The sequence below is a fragment of the Flavobacterium sp. genome (assembly GCF_044348915.1).
Classification (GTDB): Bacteria; Bacteroidota; Bacteroidia; order Flavobacteriales; family Flavobacteriaceae; genus Flavobacterium.
In genome coordinates this window covers 20,554-45,172 of sequence record NZ_JBIKRX010000006.1, presented here as the reverse complement: position 1 = coordinate 45,172, position 24,619 = coordinate 20,554, and the positions used below count along the sequence as shown (strand labels likewise).

At 35.5% G+C, this 24,619-nt stretch carries 28 protein-coding genes; 8 read left to right on the top strand and 20 right to left on the bottom strand.

Annotation, left to right across the window (positions count from 1 at the left end; all coding sequences use genetic code 11):
• Genes ACIQ1E_RS02125 through ACIQ1E_RS02115 form a run of 3 tightly spaced genes read left to right on the top strand, consistent with a single transcriptional unit; the run spans position 1 to position 3,374 of the window.
• Entirely contained in the window at positions 1-192 is a 192-nt protein-coding gene (locus tag ACIQ1E_RS02125; RefSeq protein ID WP_396168270.1) for a hypothetical protein, read from the top strand.
• Between the two features lie 4 nt (positions 193-196).
• A complete protein-coding gene (locus ACIQ1E_RS02120; RefSeq protein ID WP_396168269.1) occupies positions 197-625 on the top strand; it encodes a hypothetical protein in 429 nt (142 codons plus the stop codon).
• A 34-nt stretch (positions 626-659) separates the two neighbouring features.
• A complete protein-coding gene (locus ACIQ1E_RS02115) occupies positions 660-3,374 on the top strand; it encodes a DNA gyrase/topoisomerase IV subunit A (RefSeq protein ID WP_396168267.1) in 2,715 nt (904 codons plus the stop codon).
• A gap of 35 nt (positions 3,375-3,409) precedes the next feature.
• On the opposite strand, the gene ACIQ1E_RS02110 is transcribed toward ACIQ1E_RS02115, so the two are convergent.
• The 10 genes from ACIQ1E_RS02110 to ACIQ1E_RS02065 all read right to left on the bottom strand — a co-directional run bounded on the left by ACIQ1E_RS02110 (position 3,410) and on the right by ACIQ1E_RS02065 (position 11,638).
• Complete coding sequence (locus ACIQ1E_RS02110) at positions 3,410-4,069, bottom strand: PolC-type DNA polymerase III (protein WP_396168265.1); 660 nt, start codon at positions 4,067-4,069, stop codon at positions 3,410-3,412.
• The gene (locus ACIQ1E_RS02105) at positions 4,069-5,973 is read right to left on the bottom strand and encodes a DUF294 nucleotidyltransferase-like domain-containing protein (RefSeq protein WP_396168263.1); all 1,905 of its coding nucleotides are present in this window, start codon (positions 5,971-5,973) and stop codon (positions 4,069-4,071) included. Before ACIQ1E_RS02105 ends, ACIQ1E_RS02110 begins: the two co-directional genes overlap by 1 nt.
• Before the next feature lie 62 nt (positions 5,974-6,035).
• The gene (locus ACIQ1E_RS02100) at positions 6,036-6,809 is read right to left on the bottom strand and encodes a TerC family protein (RefSeq protein ID WP_396168262.1); all 774 of its coding nucleotides are present in this window, start codon (positions 6,807-6,809) and stop codon (positions 6,036-6,038) included.
• A gap of 63 nt (positions 6,810-6,872) precedes the next feature.
• The gene (locus tag ACIQ1E_RS02095; protein ID WP_396168308.1) at positions 6,873-7,256 is read right to left on the bottom strand and encodes a DNA topoisomerase IV; all 384 of its coding nucleotides are present in this window, start codon (positions 7,254-7,256) and stop codon (positions 6,873-6,875) included.
• Positions 7,257-7,364: 108 nt separating this feature from the next.
• Entirely contained in the window at positions 7,365-7,937 is a 573-nt protein-coding gene (locus ACIQ1E_RS02090) for a pentapeptide repeat-containing protein (RefSeq protein ID WP_396168260.1), read from the bottom strand.
• Entirely contained in the window at positions 7,937-8,158 is a 222-nt protein-coding gene (locus ACIQ1E_RS02085; RefSeq protein WP_396168258.1) for a DUF6095 family protein, read from the bottom strand. The genes ACIQ1E_RS02090 and ACIQ1E_RS02085 overlap by 1 nt, the downstream gene beginning before the upstream one ends.
• Before the next feature lie 37 nt (positions 8,159-8,195).
• The gene (gene murQ, locus ACIQ1E_RS02080; RefSeq protein WP_396168256.1) at positions 8,196-9,011 is read right to left on the bottom strand and encodes an N-acetylmuramic acid 6-phosphate etherase; all 816 of its coding nucleotides are present in this window, start codon (positions 9,009-9,011) and stop codon (positions 8,196-8,198) included.
• A gap of 30 nt (positions 9,012-9,041) precedes the next feature.
• A complete protein-coding gene (locus ACIQ1E_RS02075) occupies positions 9,042-10,124 on the bottom strand; it encodes an SGNH/GDSL hydrolase family protein (protein ID WP_396168254.1) in 1,083 nt (360 codons plus the stop codon).
• A gap of 18 nt (positions 10,125-10,142) precedes the next feature.
• On the bottom strand, positions 10,143-10,811 hold the full coding sequence (locus ACIQ1E_RS02070) for a ZIP family metal transporter (RefSeq protein WP_396168252.1): 669 nt from the start codon (positions 10,809-10,811) through the stop codon (positions 10,143-10,145).
• Between the two features lie 62 nt (positions 10,812-10,873).
• Positions 10,874-11,638: a class I SAM-dependent methyltransferase gene (locus ACIQ1E_RS02065; protein WP_396168250.1), complete on the bottom strand. Its 765-nt coding sequence runs from the start codon at positions 11,636-11,638 to the stop codon at positions 10,874-10,876.
• Positions 11,639-11,728: 90 nt separating this feature from the next.
• On the opposite strand from ACIQ1E_RS02065, the gene ACIQ1E_RS02060 reads away from it, so the two are divergent.
• Positions 11,729-12,895, top strand: coding sequence for a class I SAM-dependent RNA methyltransferase (locus ACIQ1E_RS02060; RefSeq protein ID WP_396168248.1), 1,167 nt, complete (start codon positions 11,729-11,731; stop codon positions 12,893-12,895).
• Positions 12,896-12,946: 51 nt separating this feature from the next.
• Complete coding sequence (locus ACIQ1E_RS02055; protein WP_396168246.1) at positions 12,947-13,183, top strand: hypothetical protein; 237 nt, start codon at positions 12,947-12,949, stop codon at positions 13,181-13,183.
• 63 nt (positions 13,184-13,246) lie between these two features.
• On the opposite strand, the gene ACIQ1E_RS02050 is transcribed toward ACIQ1E_RS02055, so the two are convergent.
• The 7 genes from ACIQ1E_RS02050 to epsC all read right to left on the bottom strand — a co-directional run bounded on the left by ACIQ1E_RS02050 (position 13,247) and on the right by epsC (position 19,115).
• Positions 13,247-14,083, bottom strand: a complete 837-nt coding sequence (locus ACIQ1E_RS02050; RefSeq protein ID WP_396168244.1) for a DUF6048 family protein — start codon at positions 14,081-14,083, stop codon at positions 13,247-13,249.
• Entirely contained in the window at positions 14,055-14,594 is a 540-nt protein-coding gene (locus ACIQ1E_RS02045; RefSeq protein ID WP_396168242.1) for a DUF6452 family protein, read from the bottom strand. The genes ACIQ1E_RS02050 and ACIQ1E_RS02045 overlap by 29 nt, the downstream gene beginning before the upstream one ends.
• Before the next feature lie 147 nt (positions 14,595-14,741).
• Positions 14,742-16,154, bottom strand: coding sequence for a 23S rRNA (uracil(1939)-C(5))-methyltransferase RlmD (gene rlmD, locus ACIQ1E_RS02040; RefSeq protein ID WP_396168241.1), 1,413 nt, complete (start codon positions 16,152-16,154; stop codon positions 14,742-14,744).
• Between the two features lie 104 nt (positions 16,155-16,258).
• Entirely contained in the window at positions 16,259-16,702 is a 444-nt protein-coding gene (locus ACIQ1E_RS02035; protein WP_396168239.1) for a hypothetical protein, read from the bottom strand.
• Between the two features lie 30 nt (positions 16,703-16,732).
• Entirely contained in the window at positions 16,733-17,377 is a 645-nt protein-coding gene (locus tag ACIQ1E_RS02030; RefSeq protein WP_396168237.1) for an SGNH/GDSL hydrolase family protein, read from the bottom strand.
• Between the two features lie 42 nt (positions 17,378-17,419).
• Entirely contained in the window at positions 17,420-18,307 is an 888-nt protein-coding gene (gene cysM, locus ACIQ1E_RS02025; RefSeq protein ID WP_396168235.1) for a cysteine synthase CysM, read from the bottom strand.
• 1 nt (position 18,308) lies between these two features.
• Positions 18,309-19,115, bottom strand: a complete 807-nt coding sequence (epsC, locus tag ACIQ1E_RS02020) for a serine O-acetyltransferase EpsC (RefSeq protein ID WP_396168234.1) — start codon at positions 19,113-19,115, stop codon at positions 18,309-18,311.
• Positions 19,116-19,322: 207 nt separating this feature from the next.
• Here epsC and ACIQ1E_RS02015 point away from each other — a divergent pair, with 207 nt between their 5' ends.
• Positions 19,323-19,877, top strand: a complete 555-nt coding sequence (locus ACIQ1E_RS02015; RefSeq protein WP_396168232.1) for a hypothetical protein — start codon at positions 19,323-19,325, stop codon at positions 19,875-19,877.
• A gap of 162 nt (positions 19,878-20,039) precedes the next feature.
• Positions 20,040-20,591: a Smr/MutS family protein gene (locus ACIQ1E_RS02010; protein ID WP_396168230.1), complete on the top strand. Its 552-nt coding sequence runs from the start codon at positions 20,040-20,042 to the stop codon at positions 20,589-20,591.
• A gap of 94 nt (positions 20,592-20,685) precedes the next feature.
• On the opposite strand, the gene ACIQ1E_RS02005 is transcribed toward ACIQ1E_RS02010, so the two are convergent.
• Positions 20,686-21,654, bottom strand: a complete 969-nt coding sequence (locus ACIQ1E_RS02005) for a hypothetical protein (RefSeq protein WP_396168228.1) — start codon at positions 21,652-21,654, stop codon at positions 20,686-20,688.
• Between the two features lie 86 nt (positions 21,655-21,740).
• Here ACIQ1E_RS02005 and ACIQ1E_RS02000 point away from each other — a divergent pair, with 86 nt between their 5' ends.
• Positions 21,741-22,865 (top strand): cysteine desulfurase family protein, encoded by a 1,125-nt coding sequence (locus ACIQ1E_RS02000; RefSeq protein WP_396168227.1) that lies wholly within the window; start codon positions 21,741-21,743, stop codon positions 22,863-22,865.
• Positions 22,866-22,874: 9 nt separating this feature from the next.
• Here the strand turns inward: ACIQ1E_RS02000 and ACIQ1E_RS01995 are convergent, their stop codons facing one another.
• Together ACIQ1E_RS01995 and ACIQ1E_RS01990 are read right to left on the bottom strand one after the other, a co-directional pair.
• Positions 22,875-23,858, bottom strand: a complete 984-nt coding sequence (locus tag ACIQ1E_RS01995; protein WP_396168226.1) for an MlaD family protein — start codon at positions 23,856-23,858, stop codon at positions 22,875-22,877.
• Between the two features lie 7 nt (positions 23,859-23,865).
• A complete protein-coding gene (locus tag ACIQ1E_RS01990; RefSeq protein ID WP_396168224.1) occupies positions 23,866-24,618 on the bottom strand; it encodes an ABC transporter ATP-binding protein in 753 nt (250 codons plus the stop codon).
• Position 24,619 lies beyond the last annotated feature (1 nt).

Here is a 24,619-nt window from a genome sequence, read left to right as displayed (position 1 = left end):
ATGAAATATTGGATAATAATTTTAGCTGTTTTTTTTATAATTTCTTGTAAAAAAGAACAAATAGAAAAAAAAGATAAAGCTGAAACTGATTTAGGTATTCCAATTCCTAAATCAGTTAGTAAGTCAATTAGAAAAAGAATTTTTCCATTGAAAGAGATTTCAAAAGTTGAATTAATTTCTTATCCTACATAGAGTTATGTGGGATACAATATCATTTAAGGGTCAAAAACCTTTTCAAAAGCCATTAGTTGATAATTATAAGCTGACTTTTGATAGTACTATGATAAAAGAGAGAGTCACTCTAAATAAAGTAGAACAAAAAGAACTTTTAGATTTAATTGTTTGTGATACTTGTATGCCAGAAGAGGTCGTTATGGCTTGTTATGACCCACGGCATATGATTTTGTTTAAAGATAAAAAGAATAAAATTATTGGTTATACTGAATTTTGTTTTACTTGTTTAGGATCTAGAAGTTCAGAAAATTTAAGTAAATTTCAAAAGTATTGTTATTCTGATATGAATGAATTATTTAAAAAATTTGGTATTAAATATTTTATTGAAGATCCAAGTGATGAGGATAAAGAATATTCATTTTTAAAAAGTAAAGGTTATATAAAAGATTGATTTTTTTAAATATTAAAAATCATTAACAAAATAAATGAAAGACGAAGAAGAAGATAACATCATTCCCAACGAAGACGAGAATAACGAAGAGTTAAACGAGTCAACGAGCGAAGAAGGTTTTGAAGACATTATTAGTTCGGGAGGAAATCATTTTTACGAGAACGACGAAAATAGCGAAGATACCATTACCAAAGTTACAGGAATGTACAAAGACTGGTTTTTGGACTATGCTTCCTATGTAATTCTAGAGCGTGCGGTTCCCGCAATTGAGGACGGTTTCAAACCCGTTCAGCGTAGAATTATGCACTCGCTCAAGGAATTGGATGATGGTCGTTACAACAAAGTAGCAAATGTTGTGGGTCACACTATGCAATACCATCCGCACGGAGATCAAAGTATTGGCGATGCGATGGTGCAAATTGGTCAAAAAGAATTGTTGATAGATTGCCAAGGAAACTGGGGGAATATCTTAACTGGAGATGGTGCTGCGGCTTCACGTTATATCGAAGCGCGTTTGTCGAAATTTGCCTTAGAAGTTTTATATTCTCCAAAAATTACCGATTGGGGTGTTTCTTATGACGGACGTCGTGCGGAACCCAACAATCTTCCTGTAAAATTTCCTTTGCTTTTGGCACAAGGAGCCGAAGGGATTGCTGTTGGACTTTCAACAAAAGTTTTGCCACATAATTTTAATGAATTAATCGATGCTTCCATAAAAATATTAAAAGGGAAATCATTCCAGATTTTTCCCGATTTTATGACTGCAGGTATTGCCGATGTTTCCAATTATAATGATGGAATGCGTGGCGGAAGGGTTCGTGTTCGTGCCAAAATCGCTCAGTTAGACAAAAATACTTTGGTGATTACCCAAATTCCGTTTTCGACCAGTACAACGACTTTGATTGATAGTATTTTGAAAGCTAATGATAAAGGAAAAATCAAAATCAAGAAAATCGAAGACAATACAGCTGCTGAGGTTGAGATATTAATTCATCTATATCCTGGAGTTTCTCCAGACAAAACCATCGACGCCTTGTTTGCCTTTACGGCTTGTGAAACATCAGTAGCTCCATTGGGTTGCGTGATTCAAGACAACAAACCGTTGTTTGTAGGCGTTTCAGATATGTTGAAAATTTCTACAGCGAGAACCGTTGAATTACTCAAGGCAGAACTGGAAATTCAATTAGAAGAACTTAAAAACAAATGGCATTTTTCTACTTTAGAAAAAATCTTCATTCGGGAAGAAATGTATATTGATTTCAAGTTGTATTCCGACAGAGAGTCGCTTTACACCTATATGTACGACCGTTTTGAGCCATTTGCAAAATCATTCGTCAGAGAAATAAATGATGACGATTTGCAGCGTTTGACTCAAATTCCGATGATTCGTATTACTCGTTTTGATTCTGATAAGGCCGATGATTTTATCGCTAAGTTGGAAGACGAAATGAAAGAAGTAGAATTTAATCTAGCGAATTTAACCGATTTTGCGATTGCTTATTTTACCAAATTAAAGGAGAAATACGGAAAAGGAAGAGAACGCCAAACCGAATTGCGTGGTTTTGATAATATCGAAGCAACAAAAGTAGCTTTGCGTAACACCAAACTTTTTGTAAATAGGGCAGAAGGTTTCATAGGAACAGGTTTGAAGAAGGACGAATATGTTACCGATTGTTCTGATATTGATGATGTAATTGTATTTCTGCGTGATGGAAATATGATGATTAGCAAAGTCGACGATAAAAAATTTGTTGGAAAAGACATCATACACGTTGCGGTTTTTGACAAAAGCGATAAGAGAACTATTTATAATATGATTTATCGTGACGGAAAATCTGGTCCAGCGTATATTAAGCGTTTCAATGTTTCGGGAGTAACTCGCGATAAATTGTATGATTTGACCAATGAAAATAAAGGATCACAAATTCTTTATTTTACGTGTAATCCAAATGGTGAAGCCGAAGTTATAACCATTTTATTACGTCAAATAGGAAGCATCAAGAAATTAAAGTGGGATGTAGATTTCGCTAATATAGCCATAAAAGGTCGGGCTTCGAAAGGGAATTTGGTTAGTAAATATCCAATTAAGAAGATCGAAATCAAGGAGAAAGGTATTTCAACTTTGAAACCAAGAAAAATTTGGTTTGACGATACGGTTCAGAGATTAAACGTGGATGCAAGAGGTGAATTGCTTGGCGAATTCAGACCCAATGACAAGATTCTTGTGATTGCGCAAACTGGGAAACTCAAAGTTATTATTCCAGAATTATCTACACATTTCGATGAAGATATGGTGGTTTTAGAAAAATGGCATCCTAAAAAACCAATTTCAGCCATTTATTTCGATGGCGAAAAAGAAAAATATTATATCAAACGTTTCTTGGTAGAAAACGAAGGAAAAGAAGAAATTTTCATTACTGAACATCCAAAATCGCAACTAGAAATTGTTTCTACTGATTATCGCCCAATGGCCGAATTGGTTTTTACAAAAGTGAAAGGGGTTCAAAAAGAAAATCAATTGGTAGATATCGAAAACTTTATAGCGGTTAAAGGTTTCAAAGCCTTAGGCAATCAATTGACTTCGGATAAATTGAAACAAGTTAATCTTTTGGAACCATTGCCATTTGAAGAACCTGAAGAGGTTGTGCCCGAAGAATTAGAAGTTGAAGGAGACACCGAAGTTGGACCAATAAATGATTCCGATGATGATGTTCAGCTCAATGAAGACGGACAAATTACATTATTTTAATGCATAAAAACTAGTACAAAAGGATTTGGTTTTCATCAATATTTTAATAATTGTTGAAGGCTAAATCCTTTTTTGTCTTTCAGTTTATTCAATATTTTCAAAAAAGCAATAGCTGTTATATAGGCATCTCCCATTGCAGTATGTCTGTCTTTTTTGGAGATGTCAAATTTATCAGCAAGGTCATCAAGACTATAATGGTCTTTTCTTTCTAACAGCGGTGAATTCAATAATGTTTTTTTATAAAGAACTCCAGTGTCTAAAGTTTTGTTCTTTAAAATGGGCATTCCATTTCTTTCTAAGGCTCTATTAATCATAGTAACATCAAAAATGGCGTGGTGGGCTACAATTATGGAATCGCCTAAATACGCTACAAATTGGTGTAAGGCTTCTAATTCATTTGGACGATCAAGTACAGATGCTTTTAAAATGCCGTGAATTTGAGCGGTAGATTGATTGTAGTGTTCCTGTTGAATAAAAATTTCTAAGCTTTCTGTTAGAGGAATCCTATAATCTTGAAGTACAATGGCTCCAATGCAAAGTATTCTGTCTTTTTCATAATCAAAACCTGTAGTTTCAGTGTCTAGCACCACAAAACGTAACGAATTAATCTCACCCAGTATTTCTTCGTCTGATGAATTGTCGGAAGAACGCCAAAGTGATTGTATGAAAGTTTTGATTTTGGTAAAGAATGTCATTATAATATGTTTGAAGCATTAAATCGTACTCGAATGATTTCTTGTAATTCCTTGATGGTCTTAAAGGTGCTTTTTAACTTTATTTTTTCTGCTTTTGACAGTCGGTCTAAAGCGATGTATTGACCAGAATCATTGTGTAAAAGCCCTTGTTTGGTTCTGAATTTCAATAAAGCCTTATAAGAATATGCGCAAGCTAAATACAACTCACTATTTTGAGGTTCTAGTTCGGCTAATTTTTCAAAACGTTCAGCTGTATTGCTAATCGATTTTACCGAATGGGAGAGAATCAATACTCTAGCAGCATCGGCAAGAGGCATTAATGCCCGATTTTTTATATTGAAAAAATCTTTGTGAGCACCATCAGGTTCTAACAAAAATTCCCTGAAGAATCCAGTAGGTGATTGGCTTTGCAAAGCGCCACTTACAAGATGTAAATATAATGAAGGATTGGCTTTGACGTCTTCAAAGATATAATCGGATAAACTATCGACGATTTCTTTCTCTCCATAAACCAAACTGTAATCAAAGAATATAAACGATAATAGCACTTCGTTTTTTCCGGTATTGGTGATCCAATGATGCACTTTATCTTTGCATTCGCTAAGACTCAAACACCAATTTGGATTCGAAGCCATCATTTCGGCGGGGCAATATTCGTAGCCAATTTCAAAAAGGCCTTTATTGATTTTGCTCGCCATTTCCAAAAAGTACTTTTTAGCATCTGCTTCCTTTTCTGCGGGAACATCCTCGTAAACTATAGCATTGTCTTGATCCGTTTGCAATAATTGCTCGCTTCGTCCTTGACTTCCCATTGCCAACCAAGAGAATTTTACTGGAGGAGTATCCATTTTTTTCAGCACAATTGCAATTACTTGCTTTGTACAGGCGTCATTCAATTCTGAAATTATCTTCGAAATCAGGGTCATTGGAATATTTTGATCCAAATAGCCCTGTAACAAATGTGTAATATTAGATCGGATTAATTTAATTTTTTTAAACTTTTTAGCCCTTTTTATGGCACTTAGCAAAACTGCTGGATTATTTCCAATAGAGACCATTACATCGTGCTTAGTCAACATTCCCACAGCTTTAGTATTTGTGGTTCCGTCTACGGTTAAGCATAAATGACTAATGTCACTTTTCATCATGGCTATTTGGGCTTGGGTGATGGTCATTTTTGTTGGATAAGTAATGACAGGTGAAGTCATTATTTCCGATGCGGGAGTTGTAATTGGAAATTGTCCTGTAACAATTTTGTTTCTTAAATCTTTATCAGTTATAATACCAATTGGAAGATAATCTTCAACCACTACAATAGCTCCAACATTTTTAGCAATCATAATTTCAGCAACTTCTTTTGCTCTATTTGATGGGGAACAGCTAATAATTTTTTTTGAATACTTTACATCTTGCAAATCCAAAAGTTTTGTATCAGCCTCTATAGATTCTTCTCCGTATAATTTTCCTCTATGGCTATTTGAAAAAGGGTTTAATGTATTGGAAGCAAAACATTGAATCAAAAAATTTCCAACGGCTTTATTTTCAAGAGCATAAGGTTTGAAAATGTTTATGGGAATTGCATAAAGAATGGTTTCCTCGTAGGCTCTGGCTTCCATTTTATAGTTCTCATTGGCAATAAGTGGTCTCAACCCAAAAATATCTCCTTCGTCACACATGTCTAATATTTCACTTTGCTGGTCTGCTTTGAGAGCTACTGCGCCTTTGTGAACGACATAAAAACTATCATGAGTATCTTCATTTACTGCAAAAACCACACTGTCTTTTTCTTTGTAGATAATAGATATTTGTTCAGAAATAATTTCTAAATCTCTTTGATTTAAAAAACTGAATGGGGGAAAGTTTTTTAAAAAGTCCGCTACTCTGTGTGAGATTGTATTTTTCATAGTGCTAATTTACAATTGCTTTGAATAAAAAAAGCTCCAAAAGGAGCTTTGATTCAATTGTTTTATTTCTTTTTCTTATCGACTTTCATATTCAAGAATTCAACTAAAAGTGAAAATGAAATGGCAAAATACAAATACCCTTTTTGCACGGGGGTTACGTGGCTGCCAAAGATTAAGGCATTCGATAAATGGGCACTTTCTGTTATAAGCATAAACCCAATAAGGATTAAAAAAGACAATCCTAGAATTTGAATAGAAGGGTGTTTGTTGACAAAAGCTCCGACAGGAACAGCAAATTGCATCATAATCAAAACCGATATTATCACAGCTGTAATCATAATATATAAAGCTCCTTCAACACCGTTTGTCATTCCTACTGCCGTTAAAATACTATCGAACGAAAATACCAAATCAATCATAATAATTTGCAGAAGTACTCCTTGAAAGGATTTGGAAGCCGTCTTTTTGATTTCTTTTTCTTCTTCGCCTTTTTCATCCACTTTTTCGTGAATTTCCTTCGTGCTTTTATAAATCAAAAATAATCCACCCAATAGGAGAATTAGACTTTGTCCTGTAACTCCAGCCGAAAACCAATTAAAATCAACATAAAACCATGGCTTTTTCATTTGAATCAAGAAACTAATTCCAAACAAAAGGGCTATTCTCATGAACATGGCCAAAAACATTCCAATTTTTGTAGCTCTTTTTCGTTTCTCTACAGGCAATTTTCCTGTCACTATGGATATGAAAATTATATTGTCAATCCCAAGAATTATTTCTAGAAAAGTCAAGGTTAATAAGGCTATCCAAGCATCAGGATTTAAAAATACTTCCATGTTTTAATTTATAAATTATAATTTTTTTATGCAACTTCCGCCTCCCAACTTCCTGCCCACCTGTTATCTGAAATCTGAAATCTTCTCCACAGTTCCGCGTTGTTTTTTGTCACTTCCCACAATTCCGAATTCAAATGTATAGGATTTTTTTGAGGTGCTCAAAATTTTCATACTAATTGCCTTTTTTTCTTCCATGTTTTTAGGATGAATTTTTTGCAATATGTATTCACAATCACTGACCCATCGAATGCTTGAAGTGTCAGTTTTTCCTTCGAAAGTTTCAATTTCTATACTTTCTTTGCGTTCAAAAACGGTAGTTTTTTTGACTCCATCCACTTCATATTCAAACTTGAATTTGCCAGTTTTAAAATCCTTGCAATTGTGTTCCACATTATAACACGACATTAAAGCCAAAAGTGGGAGTAGGAAAATAATTTTTTTACTCATAATTTTATTTGAAATTTGGTTTTCGTGAATCTTCGATTTCATTTTGTTTTTTAAAAATCTTTTTGCTTCTAGTTAAAAATTCAATTTTGTGAACTTTGCGGTTAAACTTTACTCGATTTTAATATCATATTTATCTAAAAGTCCCACAATTCCTTGAGTTGAAAATTTGGCTTTCTTCATTGGATTAAATTCTGGATCAATTTTGTAATTATAAGCGGTTCTGAAATCTACTCCAGCCAATTGTGTGTCATTAAAAATAGCATTGTCCAAATTGCAGCTCTCAAAAACCGAATTCGTGAGATTAGTTCCAATAAAAGTAACTTCTTTCATCGAACAGGTATTGAATTTCGTTTTTGGTATTTTCTTATTGGCAAAAGAGGAATAATCCAAAGTGCAATCGTCAAAACTTACACAAAAAAGGAAATCAGCACACAAATGAAATTGAATTCCAAGCAATTTACAGTTTTTAAAATGAACCGTTTTCAAACTTGTATTCCCCAAAAGAGTCATCGATAGATTGCAATGGATAAACTCGCAATCCATAAAAGTATTGTTTGAGAAATCACTATTCGAGAAATCACAGTTCTTGAAAATGCAATCTTCAAACTCCTTATTGTTGACTTTTTTGTCAATAAAGGAGACTTTTTCAAACGTATGGTTAGTATATAATAAGTTTTCCATTAATCATTAAAAACACTTCGCATCAATAGTCTTAGTCCGTCAAAAGCCAAATAAACAGCACTCAAACAAATCGTGATTCCGATTGCTAAAACCAAATAATGCCAAACATTTTGTTTGTTGATAAATGCATTGTAAATCAGTGATGGACCGATAAACAATAACGGCAAAGCCCAAGCTAATTTCTTAATTCCCTTGGATAGTAATTCTTTGTTGGTTGACATTTTGAAGGTTTTAAATATTCTTTAAACTGACCACTGATTACCGACCACTATAATTATTCACTGCTTTTCGAACGCTACCGAATTTTTCTAGCAGTTCAGATGCTAACTCGTAGGATACTGGGATTTCTGCCATTATCATTTTCACACCTCGATCTACCAATTTGCTATTGCTCAATTGCATATCGACCATTTTATTGCCTTTCACTTTTCCCAATTGAATCATTGCAGAAGTTGAAATCATATTGAGGACCAATTTTTGTGCAGTACCGGCTTTCATTCTTGAACTTCCGGTTACAAATTCTGGTCCAACTATTACTTCAATAGGAAATTTTGCTGTTTGCGAAAGAGGACTTCCTGCATTGCACGAAATACCTCCAGTTGCGATGTTTCGTGAATTACAAGCTTGAAGTCCACCAATTACATATGGTGTTGTTCCAGACGCAGCGATTCCCACTACAACATCATTTTCGTTAATGTCGTGTTCTTGCAAATCAATCCAAGCTTGATGCGCATCGTCTTCGGCATTTTCTACCGCTTTGCGAATCGCTTTGTCGCCTCCGGCAATTATTCCGTTTACTAACTCAGCAGGAACTCCATAAGTAGGAGGGCATTCAGAGGCGTCAAGGATTCCTAAACGTCCGGATGTTCCTGCGCCGATATAGAACAATCGTCCGCCCAATTTCATTTTGGCAACGATGTCAGAAACTAAGGCTTCTATTTGGGGCAATGCTTTTTCAACGGCAAGAGGTACTGTTTTGTCTTCTTGATTGATATTAGATAATAATTCCTGAACTGACATTTTTTCTAAATGTTTGTATTTCGAGGATTGTTCGGTGGTTTTTGTAAAGGTCATTTTTTGATGTTTTTTAATTATATTTTTATTTTACCATTTAATATTTTTGTCTATAAAAGTAATCAAATTGTCAGCCATTTCTTTCTGCTCACTAATTTTCGGGTGACCTGAAGTATTTTTGTATTTAAAGAAATGAGTGTATATTTTTTTATCATTTAAATTTTCGACCGCTTTTATAACATAGTTTGGCCATTTCGACCCTTCTTTGGTAGCATCCATATTGCCAAGAACACAAATAATTGACGCTCTAGGATATTTCGTTCTAATGGTTTTTACAAAGTTTTCATACGATTCTATTATAAAATTTTCTTTAGGTTTTTCAGAGCCAAATCTATTCTTAAATTGTTCGTTTTTTGGAAGGTTGACAATCCAAGAATCATTTTGAAATAGGTTAATAACAACAATATCCGGAGTATAATTGTTAAAATCCCATTTGGTATTTTTATCGTGTGGATCTGTCAAATCGTAAATATCCGGCATAATGATAGGAAACCAACTTACCATAATCCCAATACCGCTGGTGGCAATACAAGAAAACTGAGCATCAAACTGTCTGGCTGTAATCGCAGCATAGGTTAAATAATTGTTTTCAAAATGACCCGTTCCAGAGTCTTTTTCAGAGGTGTCTTCATTGCCATACCCACAAGTTATAGAATCTCCATAAAACTCCATTTTCCTTTTTTTAGATTTCGACTTGGGTAAAATTTTTGTTTCAGTATTGGTTTCAAACCCATAAAAAAAAGTTTGCCCTTTTCCCCATTCTGTACGTTTGAAAAGTTGGATTTTGTGAATTCCTTTGCTTAGACCAGACGCCAGTAAATAGTTTTTCTTGACAGTATCTAGTTGAATTTTTGAAATTACTTTGTCGTCTAAAATTACATCATAGTAATTTGAGGTATCCGCATCTTTTAAAATTGCCGAAATTTCAGCCCCTTTAAAATTCAGGTTTATAGAGGAACCTGACCAATTGATAAGGGCTGCGCTATCCTTGAAAGCAACCCTTCCTTCATACTGAATTTTGGGACTATCAAAAGAAATAGTTTTGTTTTGAGCCGCAAGGAGTTGGGGCACTAGAATAATCAGCAAAATCAATGCAAGTAAATTAATTTTCATAACTATTTTTTTATAAAATTATATAAAATACGCCAAAACCACCCCAAAGATAATCATTGAAACTTTGGCTACATTAAACTTGTGACCTTCGCTGCTTTCGAAAATAATGGTCGACGAAATATGGAATAATATCCCGATAACTACAGCGGTTATTTCGATGTAATAATCATTCAATACGGGTAAATAATTAGATAAAACGGTCCCAAGCGGAGTCATTACTGCAAAACTAATCATAAATGCAAAAATAGCTTTTTTATTCAAGTTCGAATTGATGAAAAATGTGGTTAGAATGATCGCAATTGGCAAATGATGTATGGCAATCCCAATCGCTAAATTATGGTGATGACTAACAGGAAATCCTTCTAAAAATGCGTGAATACATAGGCTGATAAATAGCAACCAAGGAATATGCGTCATTTTTTCGTGACCATGAACGTGACCGTGTTCGGCACCTTTGGAGAAAAATTCCAATATAATTTGGAACAAAATCCCTGCCATTATAAAAAGTCCAATAGTATGATTATGACTTTCATAAACTTCTGGCAATAAATGGATCACGGTTAGAGAAAGCAAAAATGAACCGCTGAACGCCAATAATAATTTAAGATTCGTTTTGCTTTTTGGTTTCAAAAACAAGGCAATAACATAACCAAGAAGGACTGAAAATAAGGGTAAAAGGTAGTTCATTTTTTTGTTTAACTGATTAACAGGTTAATCGATTAAACAAATAACCGATTAACCAATTAAGCCTATTTAAATATCATTATTAATCGTTCGCTATCAGCTTTGTGGAATTTCTTCAATTTATAATCACCAAAAATATCCAAAAGAAAAATTCCAGCTTCTTCCATCATTTCTTTAAAATCTTTAAGGGTCAAGGCTTTAACTTTTTCGGTAAAATGGAATTTCTCACCTTGATCCTCGAAGTCAATTTCTTTGAAAATATGGCCATCATTCACATATCGTTTGATATGAAAATCTATGTTTTCCACTGTTTTTACTTCTTCAGGAACAAGATTATCGATAACTTGATTTACGTTCATAAAGTCGATAACTGCAAAACCGTGTTCGGTAAGGCTTTCTTTCATTGCCTTTAGCGTTGTAAGATTGTCATCGTCATTTTCGAAATAGCCAAAACTAGTGAACAAGTTGAAAATAGCATCAAATTTATCCTCAAAAACATCACGCATATCGTGAACTTGAAACTGCAAAGTTTTGTTTTGGTTTTTGTTGGCTTCGGTAATGCTGTTTTCAGACAAATCGGCACCCACAACATCATACCCCAATTGATTCAAATATATAGAATGACGCCCTTTGCCACAAGCCAAATCAAGTACTTTGGCTCTCTCTGGAAGATTGAGGTAATGGGTCAAATTGTCCATAAATACCTGTGCTTCCCTATAATTTCTTTCTTTATAAAGAATGTGATAATAGGGAGTGTCAAACCAAGAGGCAAACCAGTTTTTGGTTTTGCGATTTTGAATTTCCGATTGTGGATTTTTTAAATCTGACATTTATTATTTTGAATTTCATTTAAAATGCAAAATTAGACTATTTTTGCCGAATAATTAGTATAACAATTCCCCCTTTGGGGGCAAGGGTCTATGGAAAATTTTAAAATGATTGCCAAAACCTTTTTTGGTTTTGAAGAAATATTAGCAAACGAACTGAAAATGCTGGGTGCACAAGATGTGGAGCAAGGCGTGAGGATGGTAAGTTTCAAAGGCGATAAGGGTTTTATGTATAAAGCCAATTTGTCGTTGAGAACCGCTTTGAAAATATTGAAGCCTATTTATTTCTTCAAGGCAACCAATGAACAAGCCTTGTACAAAGGGATTTCGGGAGTAAACTGGTCGAAATACCTCAGTGCCAATCAGACTTTTGTGATTGATGCTACGGTGCATTCTACTTATTTTAATCATTCGGAGTTTATTTCGCAAAAATGTAAAGATGCGATTGTGGACCAGTTTCGTGAGCGAACAGGACAACGTCCGAGTATTGAGAAAATTCATCCCGATTTAAGAATCAATATTCACATTGACAAAGATCAGGTTTCGGTGGCATTAGATACTTCTGGAAATTCATTACACCAAAGAGGGTATCGATTGGCGACGAATATTGCGCCTATCAACGAAGTTTTGGCAGCGGGAATTTTGTTGCTTTCGGGTTGGGACGGTCAAGGCGATTTCTTGGATCCAATGTGTGGTTCAGGAACTTTCTTGGCAGAAGCGGCTATGATTGCTTGTAATATTCCTGCGAATATCAATCGTAAGGAATTTGCTTTCGAAAAATGGAACGATTGGGATAACGATTTGTTCGACCAAATTATGGATTCTCTGATGAATAAAATTCGAGAATTTCATTACACCATAAAAGGCTATGATAAAGCACCAAGTGCTGTGATGAAGGCTAAAGACAATATCAGAAACGCCAATCTTGATGAATACATTACTATCGAAGAACGCAATTTTTTCGAAACGGAAAAAACGTCTCAAGGGAAGTTACATATTGTTTTTAATCCGCCTTATGACGAGCGATTGGACATTCATATGGAAGAGTTTTACAAGAATATTGGTGATACATTGAAGAAAAATTATCCAGGAACCAATGCTTGGTTCATCACTGGTAACTTGGAAGCATTAAAATTCGTAGGACTAAAACCTTCCCGAAAAATCAAACTTTTTAATGCCAGCATTGAAGCCCGCTTGGTGAAATACGAAATGTATGAAGGAAGCAAGAGAACGAAGTTCCAGGTATCAGAAGGCAGTTAGCAGATTTCAGAAAATTGGGAACTCAAAACCATAACTCATAACCTAAAAACAATGACAAAATTACAAGTACGTGCGTTTCTATATCAGTTAGGCTGTTTTGGAATTTTATTTATTTTATTCCGATTCTTATTAGGCAAATATACCCATTTAGAAGGGGCGTGGATTTCTGTTACTGCTTTTGTAGTAGGAACTATTTTGGCGCCAAAATTTCAAGCTGCAAAAACCAAAGACGGCGAAAAATTATTCATGTCTTGGATTTTTATAAAAGGAATTAAGGAAATAGGGTAGTAAGGAAGTACGAAATAAGAAGTACGAAATAAGAAGTACGAATTATAAATTTATCGGATTTTATTATTTAACTTTTTCCTCTGGCTTTACCGTTTTCTTATAAAACGGAATAAAATAGGTCACGGTGTAGTTGAAACCTGCTCCAAAATTGCCATCATAAGTTCTGTTGAATCCCGGAATGTATAAATTTTCGAAGTTATCACTTGGTTTCTTCTCGTAAAGAAGTGTGTTCAATCTAAGGCTAAATCCAACAAAAATATTGTTGTACACTTTTACTTTGAGTCCTGCCACTACCTCAATCCAACCTGCAGTTAGTCCACTAAAAGTTTCTCCGGAATTAACAGGAGGTACTTCTCCCCAATAGGGATGAGCATTGTAAATTTTGTAACTATTCAATTCTTGGCTGAAAGTGCTAAAACCACCTCTTAAACCTATGGAAATAATATTTTCCATATCGAGCCAATTGTTGTACGCATTATAATCAAATCCTCCTTTTATATACGTTCCTATTGTAGTGGTGGTTAATCTGTCGTCTTCGGTTGTTTTGTCTTCACTACCTAGTTCGGCTGCTAAAAAATACTTTTTGGTCAAACGATAATCACCTACAAGCTCTATTCCTTTGTAGTTTTTGTCGTACAATCCACGTGTTAATCGATACAAGTCAAGTCCAACGCGTAAACCATAGCGGTCTTTTTTAAGTGGGACAATCGTATCGGTTTTGGTTGTATCCTTGGTTGTATCCTTGGTTTTTCTCGTCGCTTTTTTGGGCGCTTCAGGTATTTCACCAACAATCTTTGTTCTTTCGAGCTGAGTTTTGCTAGGAATCGTGTCTTGGGCTTGCGTCGTTAATATTGACAACAGTAGACAAAAACTAAAAAAATACTTTAATGTGTGTTTCATTTTCGTTATCTATGTTGCTTTTTTCAATAGTTATAAACTGCATCCATTTTGCTTTGGTTACCGGAACCGCAACGTGAAAAATGGGATTGTTTGGTGCAAAAGTGAATAGGGTTTTAAAACCGCAAGCTCTTGAAACAAAAACATCGTTTCTGGTGTAGTTGAAGGTCACTTTATCGGTGTCTATCAAAGTAGGGTTTGCATTGCCAGAATTTAATATAAAATCGTAGGTGGTGGTATTTGCATCTGTTTTTAATGGAATAGAAACGCTGCTTCCGTTGACTAAATATTGTTCCTCGCCAGAGCTTCCTTCGTTGAAGATAATTCCTTCTTTCATTCCTTCGCCAATAACTTTTAAATTGGTTACATTTTTCTTAACTGATGGCGTAGTGATATTATAAAAATCAATCACCAAACGAGGCGTTGTGGGCGTATTGGCATCGCAAATATCGTCCTTCTCACAACTCGAGGAAGTGAAAATCAGAACTAATAATAGGCTAACTATTTTTTTCATAAATTTTTAAAAATCAATGGCAATGTCAACGGCAAAATTCAATTTCAATAACAATTTCAATAACAATTTCAATAACAATTTCAATTTCAATGGCATATCGAACAACTGATCACTAATTTCTGATCACTAATTACTGACCATTGACCACTATTTCCTCTCCAAAAGTACAACATTTTCTACGTGATGCGTTTGTGGAAACATATCTACAGGTCGCACACGAGCCACTTTGTATTTTTCGTCCATCAAAGCCAAATCTCTGGCTTGTGTCGCCGAGTTGCAACTTACATACACAATTTTTCCTGGTTCAATTTTCAATATTTGCTCGATAACGTCTTTGTGCATTCCGTCACGTGGTGGGTCGGTAATAATTACGTCAGGTTTGCCGTGTTGTGCAATAAAACTTTCGTTGAAAACTACTTTCATATCGCCCACATAAAACTCGCAATTGGTAATATTGTTGCGTTCCGCATTGGCTTTGGCATCAATAATCGCTTCGGGAACGCTTTCTACTCCAATTACTTTTTTGGCGTTTTTCGAAACAAATTGTGCAATGGTTCCAGTTCCTGTGTATAAATCATAAACGGTTTCTGTACCAGTCAATCCAGCAAAATCTCGGGTAATTTTATACAATTCGTAGGCTTGGTCTGAATTGGTTTGGTAAAATGATTTGGCATTAATGCTAAATTTCAAGCCTTCCATTTCCTCTAAAATGTAATCTCTTCCTTTGTACAATTTAATGTTTTGGTCGTATAAAGTATCGTTTGCTTTATTATTCACCACATATTGCAGCGAAGTAATTTGCGGGAATTTTTCATAAATATGGTCTAAAAGCAATTCTCTGTTGGCTTTGTCATTTTCGAAAAACTGAATCAAAACCATTATTTCACCAGTCGAAGCAGTGCGCATCATCAAAGTTCTAAGCAAACCTTCGTGATTTCTTGGGTTGAAAAAAGTCAAACCATTTTCATTGGCGAAAGACCTGATTTCGTTGCGAATCGCATTCGAAGGATCTTCCTGTAAATGACATTTATTGATATCTAAAATTTTGTCCCACATTTTCGGAATATGAAAACCTAGGGCATTTCTATTACCCAAGTCATCGTCGCTTCCAATTTCAGCTTCGGTCAACCAACGGCTGTTCGAAAACGAAAATTCCATTTTGTTTCTGTAAAAGAATTGTTTTTCGGAACCTAAAATCGGTTCAAACTCGGGAAGTGCTATTTTGCCAATGCGTTGCAAATGATTGAAAACCTCGTTTTGTTTGTAGTACAATTGCTGGCTGTATTTCATATTTTGCCATTTACAACCGCCACAAACACCAAAATGTTCGCAAATAGGTTCGATTCTGTGTTCTGAAAATTCGTGAAATTTAACTGCTTTTCCTTCATAATAGGCCTTACGCTTTTTGAAAGTTTGCACATCGACCACGTCGCCGGGAACAACATTCGGAATAAAAATTACTTTTCCATCTGGGGCTTTTGCCACCGAAACGCCTTTTGCACCTGCATCAAGGACTTTTATATGATCAAAAACGATCTTGTCTGTATTTTTCTTAGCCATAGCGCAAAAATAAGTCTTTGAATGGTTTTATAAATTCAAATTGGGAAATATTTTTGAAAAGTTGGTATTTATTCAAAATTAATCAAGGAAATGAGTTCTTGTGATTACCGTTTCCGTTTAATCAATTCATAATTAACAATGGCGAGACCATAGAAAATGGAATCAGCCGAAATTTTTCCGAGTAGGATTCCCATAAAATAATTACCTGTCAAAATCGGCATCCAATACATACAAAATGGGCGTATGAAGAACAAATCTAGGATAGCTGGATACCCAAATTCCAGGAGTAAGTTTCGAATTAGGATAATTATTTCTTTAAGCGATGTTTTTTTATCCAATAACCGATTGGCTTTGACTAATTTTTGGTATGCCATAAATACAATAACCCCATAAAAGGCAATATATTCGGCAAAAGTGATCAAATACGCTGTTATCAAACCATCAAAGATTCGGCTGAATTGAGAACTCGCCAACGCAGCCGATGTCGCTGCTATTTCGGCATATTTATACCGATCAAACCATTCTTTGAAATTGGATTTATTGAACATTAATTATTTTACTTTTTTTTAAAGGAAAGTTTATTTTGATGATAGGACTTCAGCTATCGCTTTTTCAGCAAGTGGCGCCATTACTTCATATCCTGCTTTATTGGGATGTACCCCGTCTTCAGAGTATTGCGCTTTCATTCCATTTCGTTCATCTACCATAGCCGAATAGTAGTCTAAATAAAGAATTTTATTGGCATCGGCATAGTTCTTAATCATTGCATTTAGTATTGCAATTTTTTGGGCAGGAAAGGAGCCTTTGTTCCAAGAGAAATCATAAGCTGGAAGCACGGAGCACAAAATCACTTTAATTTGGTTGGCTTTGGCCAATTCAGCCATCGAGAAAATATTGTCAGCCATCATTTTCAGAGTCGAAGGACCTGTATTTCCGGCAATATCGTTGACGCCGGCCATTATCACCACCAGAGATGGTTTTAATGTTATTACATCAGCTCTAAATCGAACAAGCATTTGAGGCGTAGTTTGACCACTGATGCCGCGATTCACATAAGGTTTGTTGGTGAAAAACTCGGGATGCAGCACCGACCAGAACTCAGTAATGGAATCGCCCATAAAAACGGTTCTTTTTTGTCCAAGTTCGACTGGATTTAGAGCAGCATTTTCATTTTGGTATTTTTTTAAATTGGCCCAGTCTTGAGCATTTGCCTTTGCTGCCATAAATAGTGAAAGTAGTACTATTAAGTGAAAATATTTCATATATTAATCAAACAAATCCGAAGATAGGTAGCGATCCCCTCGGTCGCAAATAATAGCTACGATGACACCAGATTCCATTTGTTCGGCGAGTTTCAAAGCGACCGTTACAGAACCACCACTGCTCATTCCTGCAAAAACTCCTTCTTCTAGTGCCAATCTTTTGGTCATCGCACGGGCTTCTTGTTCGGTAACTTCCATAATGGTATCTACTTTTGAAGCATCAAATATTTTAGGCAAATATTCCTGTGGCCATTTTCTAATTCCTGGAATTTGCGAACCATCACTGGGTTGTGCTCCAACAATTTGTATTGCAGGATTATTTTCTTTCAGATAGGTTGAAGTTCCCATAATGGTTCCTGTTGTTCCCATTGCCGAGACAAAATGTGTAACAGTGCCTTGTGTGTCTCTCCAAATTTCGGGCCCAGTCGTTTTATAATGGGCTTTCCAATTGTCTTCATTCGCAAACTGATTGAGCATAAAATAGCCACCTTCAGCCACTTTTTGGTCGGCATAATCTCTCGAGCCAATAATTCCTTTAGATGCAGGAGTCAAAATCACCTTGGCTCCATAAGCTCGCATGGTTTGAGTGCGTTCTTTTGTAGAATCTTCAGGCATAATTAACTCAATTTCTATGTTGAGTAATTGGGCTATCATCGCCAAAGCAATCCCCGTGTTGCCACTTGTTGCTTCAATAAGTTTATCACCTTTTTTGATATCACCTCTTTCTAATGCTGATACAATCATATTGTAGGCAGGTCGATCTTTTACACTTCCGCCTGGATTGTTTCCTTCCATTTTAAAAAAGAGTTTTACATTCTTGTTTTTAACGAGATTTCGGGCTTCGACTAAAGGTGTATTTCCTATGAGTTTCAGTATATCTTGACTGTTCATTCTATTTTAGCTCTTTTATTTTTACTTCGGTTATGGTGGTATTTGTCACAATTGATTTTTCTGGAATCGATTTGGTAATCCAAGTATTACCGCCTATGATGCTGTTTTTTCCTATAGTTGTGTTGCCTCCCAAAATTGTAGCATTAGCATAAATACAAACATTTTTTTCTACAGTTGGGTGTCTCTTGGTGCTTTTAAGGTCTTTACTAACGCTTAAAGCACCTAAAGTCACCCCTTGGTATAATTTTACATTTTTTTCGATTACAGTGGTCTCGCCGATAACAATACCGGTAGCATGGTCAATAAAAAAAGGTGATGCAATTTCAGCTCCTGCGTGAATATCTGTTCCGGTAATGCGATGTGCATATTCGCTCATCAGTCTTGATAGGAGCAACATATTAAGCAAATACAACTCGTGACTCAATCTGTAAATGGCAATAGCATAAAATCCTGGATAAGCCAAATATACCTCCTCAATACTGTTGGAAGCTGGGTCGTTTTCTAAAATAAAAGCCGCGTCTTGGTTGAGATTTTCTAAAACAAAAGGTAGTTTTTCAAGAAATTGATTCCAAATTTCGTCACATAAAGTGTCTGGCTTTTTGCAAGAAATTTTCGAAATGTCTTTGAATAATTTCTCAAGTTCATCAATACTTTGGTCCAATGATGCATTAGAGTCAAAAAGGGTATAGAACAGTTTTTCAGTGAAAGCCTCTGTCATAGTTTTAATCCCATAATTGATGGAAGAATGACTTTTTAAAGCTGAAATGGTTTGTATGGTTCGATTTTTAATCACGATGATAAAATTCAAATGTTAGTATAATAGGTAAAAGTAAGTTGTTTTTAGAAATTGCAGTAATAATCACCGAAAAAAATGAAAAATAAATGATGTTTTTCAAGTAAAATATCGGTTTGCAGAAGATTTAGAAGATATGTAACCAGTTTAAAAATTGGAGTTTTGTTGTAGATATTAGTATAAAAACTATATTTGAAGGCTATAAATTTTAACACTTAGAGTATGAAAACGAAATGCATTTCAAGTTTATTGATGTTGATTTTAATGGTATTTATTTCTTGTAAAAAAGAATTGGAACCACAAGAAAGTTCTGGGGTTACAAGCCCTCCATCGGCTGAAAGTCCTGCAGTTTCGCCGGTAGCAACACCTGGAGCGCCTCTCAATTCAAATCAAAACCCATCAGTGTCACCACAGAATTCAAATCAGACTGCTGTAGGAATGAATCCTCCGCACGGTCAACCGGGTCATCGTTGTGATATTGCGGTTGGTGCTCCTTTGAATTCGCCGCCTAACAAATCGAAACCAAATCCAGCGGTAACAACTTCTACAGTGAATGCTTCTGCTCCGGTAATTACAAAATCCACTGCTCCTGTGGTGGTTACCAAACCAGGAATGAATCCTCCGCACGGTCAAGTTGGACATCGCTGTGATATTGCCGTCGGTGCCCCTTTAGATTCTCCAGTTACTAAAGTTGTTCCTGCACCTACAAATACAAGCACCAATTCTCAAGTTCCTGCAATCTTAAAACTTGATTCAACAGCGACTGGAACTAAATAGGAATTCGATTAGTTTTTACAAGAGAGTTGAAAATCATCATTTTTTTTAAAATGGCTGTTTCGAGTAGAGGACAAAAAGGATAAACAAGTTTGGTTTAAAGTTGATGGACTTTGAAATCGAAGTGGAAAAATTGAAATAGTAAAACAATAATAAAGAGTTAAAATGTTCAATAAAGGAGATCAAGTTTCGGTTTTAGACGAAGATGTAAACGGGGTAGTTGTTTCGGTCAAAGACAGACAAATTACTATAGAAACTACAGATGGATTCGTGATGACATACTTTGTCAATGAATTGCTTAAGGTTAACAATTCCAGTAACTTAATGGATTCTATTAGAAGGATAAATATAGGAGAATTCGCTAAGGAAAAAGAAATTCCAAAACCCAGAAGTTTTGTTAAAGAGAAGAAGGATAAACGTGAAATTCCCGCTCCAGAATTCGATTTGCACATCGAGAAATTGGTTGCCAATAAACGCGGAATGTCCAATTATGACATCTTAACATTACAGGCCGAAACAGCAAAGCGCCACATCGAATTTGCGATTAAAAACAGGATTCCTAAGATTGTTTTTATTCATGGTGTTGGCGAGGGAATATTGAAAGCTGAGTTGGATTTTTTGCTAGGGCGTTATGATAATATCGCTTTTCAAGACGGAAATTATCAAAAATACGGGCAAGGAGCTACAGAGGTTTTCATTAAGCAAAGCAGTAAATAATTTGATTTTGAGTTAAAACTGCTGCCTAATAATAAAAAATAAACCGCAAATTGATAAGCCAATTTGCGGTTTTATAATTTAAAATAAAGAAGAATTAGAAGGTTATTAGCTCGCCATAAGTGTACATATCACCCAATTTGAAAGTACTGTTTCCTTTTTTTAGGGTCGCATTTTTAATAACAATCGTATGTTTAAAAGCGGTTGTTCCACTTTTAATAGTGCTAACTTCGATAATACCGCTGACATTGGGTACACCATTTACGCCGATCCATTCTTCGCCTACACTTGGAAGCGGCGGCGGGATTAGATTGCAGAAGTAACTAGGTGTTAGAATTCCGTTTACATACAATCGATAAGTAAGTTTGTTTTTGACAGCGCCTATTAGTGCTGTTCTAGGGCTATTTATAGGAGTTTCTACATTAGATATAAGTCCTGCATCCAGATTGTCCATTGTTATGGCTTCACTGCTGGTGTAATTGTAAACTTGTTTGGGAGCACTCGAACATTGCTCTACTGTTTTGTCAAATCCAAACGGCAAAGGTGTTGATGGTGTTACATAGTCTCCAAAAACAAATGTTTCATATACTTGCGTGCCATTCGTTTTTGCGAAAGTGATGTTTTTGAAAACAATTCGATGATTATATCCAGTAATTACAGTGCTTCCAGGAATACTTCCTGCTGATGTATTGGTAGTAGTTGAAATTTCGATTTTACCAGAAGTTGCAGTCCATTGGTCGGTGATATAGGGCTTAGCAGGTGGGATTGTATTGCAAATATTATCAGCTGCTACTGTCCCATCGTAAAATCGATAGACTACTCGATAAGTTGAATTGTCAATATCGATAACAATTGGGGCAGAGGGATCGGTAGGTTCATTTACAAAAACTGAGTTCGGAATTTCAAGCAGTAAAGCTTCTTTTTCTTTAAGTTTATAGATAATGTCGTTTGTGCTGCAGCTTTGTGTTTGAGCATCTTCGAAATCTATGGTTTCTAAAGTTAAATCACCGTCATCACATCCGTTTAATAAAAGCACAAAAAGCAAAAGGCTAAAAACTCTTTTCATCGTCTAAAATATTTGTGGCAAAAATAGTGAAAAATTGCCAATTGATAGTGCCGGAATCACAATTGATATTTCATAACTTTGCCTATATGAAAAAAGTATATCTCGATAATGCCTCGACAACTCAATTGCGTCCTGAAGTCATTCATGAAATGACTAGAGTGTTGACTGAAGATTATGGGAATCCATCTTCAACCCATAGTTTTGGGCGAATTGCCAAAAGTGTTGTAGAGCTTTCCAGAAAGTCTATTGCCAAGATTGTGAATGCATCGGCTCAAGAAATTGTATTCACTTCTTGTGGAACCGAAGCTAATAATTGGATTCTTCGCTCTGCAGTTCGGGATTTGAAAATTGAAAGAATTGTTTTAAGTAAAATAGAGCATCACGCTGTTTTATATACAGTTGAACATCTAAAAGAAGAGTTCGATATTCAAGTTGACTTTGTTGCTGTGAAGCACAATGGAGAAATCGATTTGACGGATTTGGTCGATTTGCTTTCGCAAGACATTAAAACTTTAGTGAGCTTAATGCACGTCAATAACGAAATTGGGTCTATTTTAGAAATTGAAAAAGTTGGGCGGATTTGTGAGCAACACAATGCGCTTTTTCATTCAGATATGGTGCAATCTGTTGGTAAGTTGGAAATTGATTTAAAATCGATACCTATTCATTTTATGGTGGCGAGTGCTCATAAATTCCACGGGCCAAAAGGAATTGGTTTTGCATTCATCAAGAAAAATTCAGGATTAAAGCCTTTATTTTATGGTGGTGAACAAGAGAAAGGTTTGCGTCCCGGTACGGAAGCAGTGCATCAAATTGCCGGAATGGCAAAGGCTTTGGAGCTTTCTGATGCTAATTTAGAAACCGAAAGAAATCACATTCAGGAGTTGAAAAGTTATTTGGTTACTCAATTAGAAATCGAATTTCCAGTATTTGAAATCAATGGAACTTCGGATGGAATTTATACTATTTTAAATGTATTGTTACCTTTTCCCGATGCTAAAACTGCAATGATTTTGTTTCACTTGGATATGAAAGGAATTGCTGTGTCTCGCGGCAGTGCTTGTCAATCGGGAAGTATAAAGCCCTCGCACGTTTTGGCCGAAATGCTTTCGAGTGACGATTTGAAAAAACCTAGCTTGCGCATTTCTTTAAGTCATTTTAATACCAAAGAAGACATCGATTTGCTGATTACTGCTTTAAAAAGTATTTAAATTAGAATATTACTTTTTATTTTCTGCTGCTTTAGCTTTTTCTTTGTCCTGTTTTTTGAAATAGCCACGAAGCAGAAAACTATGTTGCATCGCTTCCAAATCTTCGTTTAGTTTGATGCTGGCAGCATTGATGTTAGTCATCGTAGAATCAATTTTGTTTACTAGTCCAGGGTCGTTTGTAAGGTAATTGATAGCGCCTTTTCCTTCCTTTATATTGAGAATTGTGGCGTTTAGGTTTGCAACTACTTTGTTAATTTCAGTTGATGACTTTCGTAAGTTGGCAATAGTCTTTTTTAAATCGCTGGCAACAGCGGTATCTTTTACCACTCCTAAAACATTATTTTTATTATCAAGTGAAACTATAAGTTGATCTATTTTTGTTACTGATTCTGAAGCACTTTTAGTGGTTAATTTTAAGTTTAGTATTGTTTCTGCAAGGTCTTTAGAAACGCTGGTGTCGTTCAGCAGCGTTCCGATTGTTCCTTTGCCTTTAATAATTTCGTTGGTGATTTTTAGCAAATTAGCAGTAAGGGCAGCTGCGTTCTGATTGGTTACATTCAGGGTGCTTAACATATCTTCAGTTCGAATGCGATTGTAGGAACGAATCTCGTCACCTGATGTCACCGAAGGTTGATTGCCTTTTCCTGGAATAATGTTTATAATCATATTCCCAACCAATCCGTCAGAGCCAATGGTAGCAATTGCATCTTTTTTGATGTAGAAAAAAACAGATTTGTCAATAATCATATCGACACGGATTGTCGTATCGTTGATCATTTCGATTCCCCGAACAGTTCCGACACTAATTCCTGAATATCGGACGTTATTGCCCAATTGTAAGCCATTTACATTATTAAATACGGTTTCAAGATGATTGGTATCGCCAAACATATTTTTCTTGTTGCCAATGAAATAGACGGCCAATATAAAAATCAATAATCCAATGATAACAAACAGGCCAAGGCTAATTTTTTGTGAAGCTGTTTTTTCCATTTTAAATTTATTTAAAGAAAGCTTGTATTTTAGGGTCATTTGACGTGTGTAATTCGTCAAAAGTACCTTCGGCATAATTTATCCCATCTACTAATAAAATCATCCGATTAGCTATCGCTCTAGCGCAATCTACATCGTGGGTGATAATTAGGGCTGAGGTGTTGTATTTTTTTTGGATGGATTGCATCAACAAAATGATTTCTTTCGCGGTTATGGGATCTAATCCTGTGGTAGGTTCGTCGTACAGAATAATCTTAGGTTGCAAAATTAAAGTCCTAGCAAGTGCAATTCGTCGCTTCATTCCGCCTGAAAGTTCTTCAGGCATCAAATCGATTGTTTTTCCTAAACCCACATTTTCTAAGGCTTCCATCACCAATGGCGTCGTGTCCTCTATTACTCCAAATTTTTTGGTATGACGGCGGAGCGGAAATTCTAGATTTTCACGAACGGTCATAGAATCATAAAGCGCACTTCCTTGGAAGAGAAAACCCACTTCGGTGCGCAATTCGTCTAATTCTTCTCGTTCAAGTGATCCAATATTTTTACCCATTACGACTATGGAGCCACTATCGGGTTCTTCGAGACCTATCAAACATTTTATCATTACTGATTTGCCTGAACCTGATTTTCCCATTATAACCAGATTTTCGCCTTCGACCAATTGCATATTGAAACCGTCTAAAACGTGATTGTCGCCGTAGCTTTTTCGTAAGTCTTTGATTTCAATTATGGCTTCTCTAGTATTTGAAAGTGTTTTCATA

Coding starts and splice junctions, on each gene's coding strand:
- ACIQ1E_RS02125 (WP_396168270.1), top strand. CDS start 1: ATGAAATATTGGATAATAATTTTAGCTGTTTTTTTTATAATTTCTTGT.
- ACIQ1E_RS02120 (WP_396168269.1), top strand. CDS start 197: ATGTGGGATACAATATCATTTAAGGGTCAAAAACCTTTTCAAAAGCCA.
- ACIQ1E_RS02115 (WP_396168267.1), top strand. CDS start 660: ATGAAAGACGAAGAAGAAGATAACATCATTCCCAACGAAGACGAGAAT.
- ACIQ1E_RS02110 (WP_396168265.1), bottom strand. CDS start 4,069: ATGACATTCTTTACCAAAATCAAAACTTTCATACAATCACTTTGGCGT.
- ACIQ1E_RS02105 (WP_396168263.1), bottom strand. CDS start 5,973: ATGAAAAATACAATCTCACACAGAGTAGCGGACTTTTTAAAAAACTTT.
- ACIQ1E_RS02100 (WP_396168262.1), bottom strand. CDS start 6,809: ATGGAAGTATTTTTAAATCCTGATGCTTGGATAGCCTTATTAACCTTG.
- ACIQ1E_RS02095 (WP_396168308.1), bottom strand. CDS start 7,256: ATGAGTAAAAAAATTATTTTCCTACTCCCACTTTTGGCTTTAATGTCG.
- ACIQ1E_RS02090 (WP_396168260.1), bottom strand. CDS start 7,937: ATGGAAAACTTATTATATACTAACCATACGTTTGAAAAAGTCTCCTTT.
- ACIQ1E_RS02085 (WP_396168258.1), bottom strand. CDS start 8,158: ATGTCAACCAACAAAGAATTACTATCCAAGGGAATTAAGAAATTAGCT.
- murQ (WP_396168256.1), bottom strand. CDS start 9,011: ATGACCTTTACAAAAACCACCGAACAATCCTCGAAATACAAACATTTA.
- ACIQ1E_RS02075 (WP_396168254.1), bottom strand. CDS start 10,124: ATGAAAATTAATTTACTTGCATTGATTTTGCTGATTATTCTAGTGCCC.
- ACIQ1E_RS02070 (WP_396168252.1), bottom strand. CDS start 10,811: ATGAACTACCTTTTACCCTTATTTTCAGTCCTTCTTGGTTATGTTATT.
- ACIQ1E_RS02065 (WP_396168250.1), bottom strand. CDS start 11,638: ATGTCAGATTTAAAAAATCCACAATCGGAAATTCAAAATCGCAAAACC.
- ACIQ1E_RS02060 (WP_396168248.1), top strand. CDS start 11,729: ATGGAAAATTTTAAAATGATTGCCAAAACCTTTTTTGGTTTTGAAGAA.
- ACIQ1E_RS02055 (WP_396168246.1), top strand. CDS start 12,947: ATGACAAAATTACAAGTACGTGCGTTTCTATATCAGTTAGGCTGTTTT.
- ACIQ1E_RS02050 (WP_396168244.1), bottom strand. CDS start 14,083: ATGAAACACACATTAAAGTATTTTTTTAGTTTTTGTCTACTGTTGTCA.
- ACIQ1E_RS02045 (WP_396168242.1), bottom strand. CDS start 14,594: ATGAAAAAAATAGTTAGCCTATTATTAGTTCTGATTTTCACTTCCTCG.
- rlmD (WP_396168241.1), bottom strand. CDS start 16,154: ATGGCTAAGAAAAATACAGACAAGATCGTTTTTGATCATATAAAAGTC.
- ACIQ1E_RS02035 (WP_396168239.1), bottom strand. CDS start 16,702: ATGTTCAATAAATCCAATTTCAAAGAATGGTTTGATCGGTATAAATAT.
- ACIQ1E_RS02030 (WP_396168237.1), bottom strand. CDS start 17,377: ATGGCAGCAAAGGCAAATGCTCAAGACTGGGCCAATTTAAAAAAATAC.
- cysM (WP_396168235.1), bottom strand. CDS start 18,307: ATGAACAGTCAAGATATACTGAAACTCATAGGAAATACACCTTTAGTC.
- ACIQ1E_RS02015 (WP_396168232.1), top strand. CDS start 19,323: ATGAAAACGAAATGCATTTCAAGTTTATTGATGTTGATTTTAATGGTA.
- ACIQ1E_RS02010 (WP_396168230.1), top strand. CDS start 20,040: ATGTTCAATAAAGGAGATCAAGTTTCGGTTTTAGACGAAGATGTAAAC.
- ACIQ1E_RS02005 (WP_396168228.1), bottom strand. CDS start 21,654: ATGAAAAGAGTTTTTAGCCTTTTGCTTTTTGTGCTTTTATTAAACGGA.
- ACIQ1E_RS02000 (WP_396168227.1), top strand. CDS start 21,741: ATGAAAAAAGTATATCTCGATAATGCCTCGACAACTCAATTGCGTCCT.
- ACIQ1E_RS01995 (WP_396168226.1), bottom strand. CDS start 23,858: ATGGAAAAAACAGCTTCACAAAAAATTAGCCTTGGCCTGTTTGTTATC.
- ACIQ1E_RS01990 (WP_396168224.1), bottom strand. CDS start 24,618: ATGAAAACACTTTCAAATACTAGAGAAGCCATAATTGAAATCAAAGAC.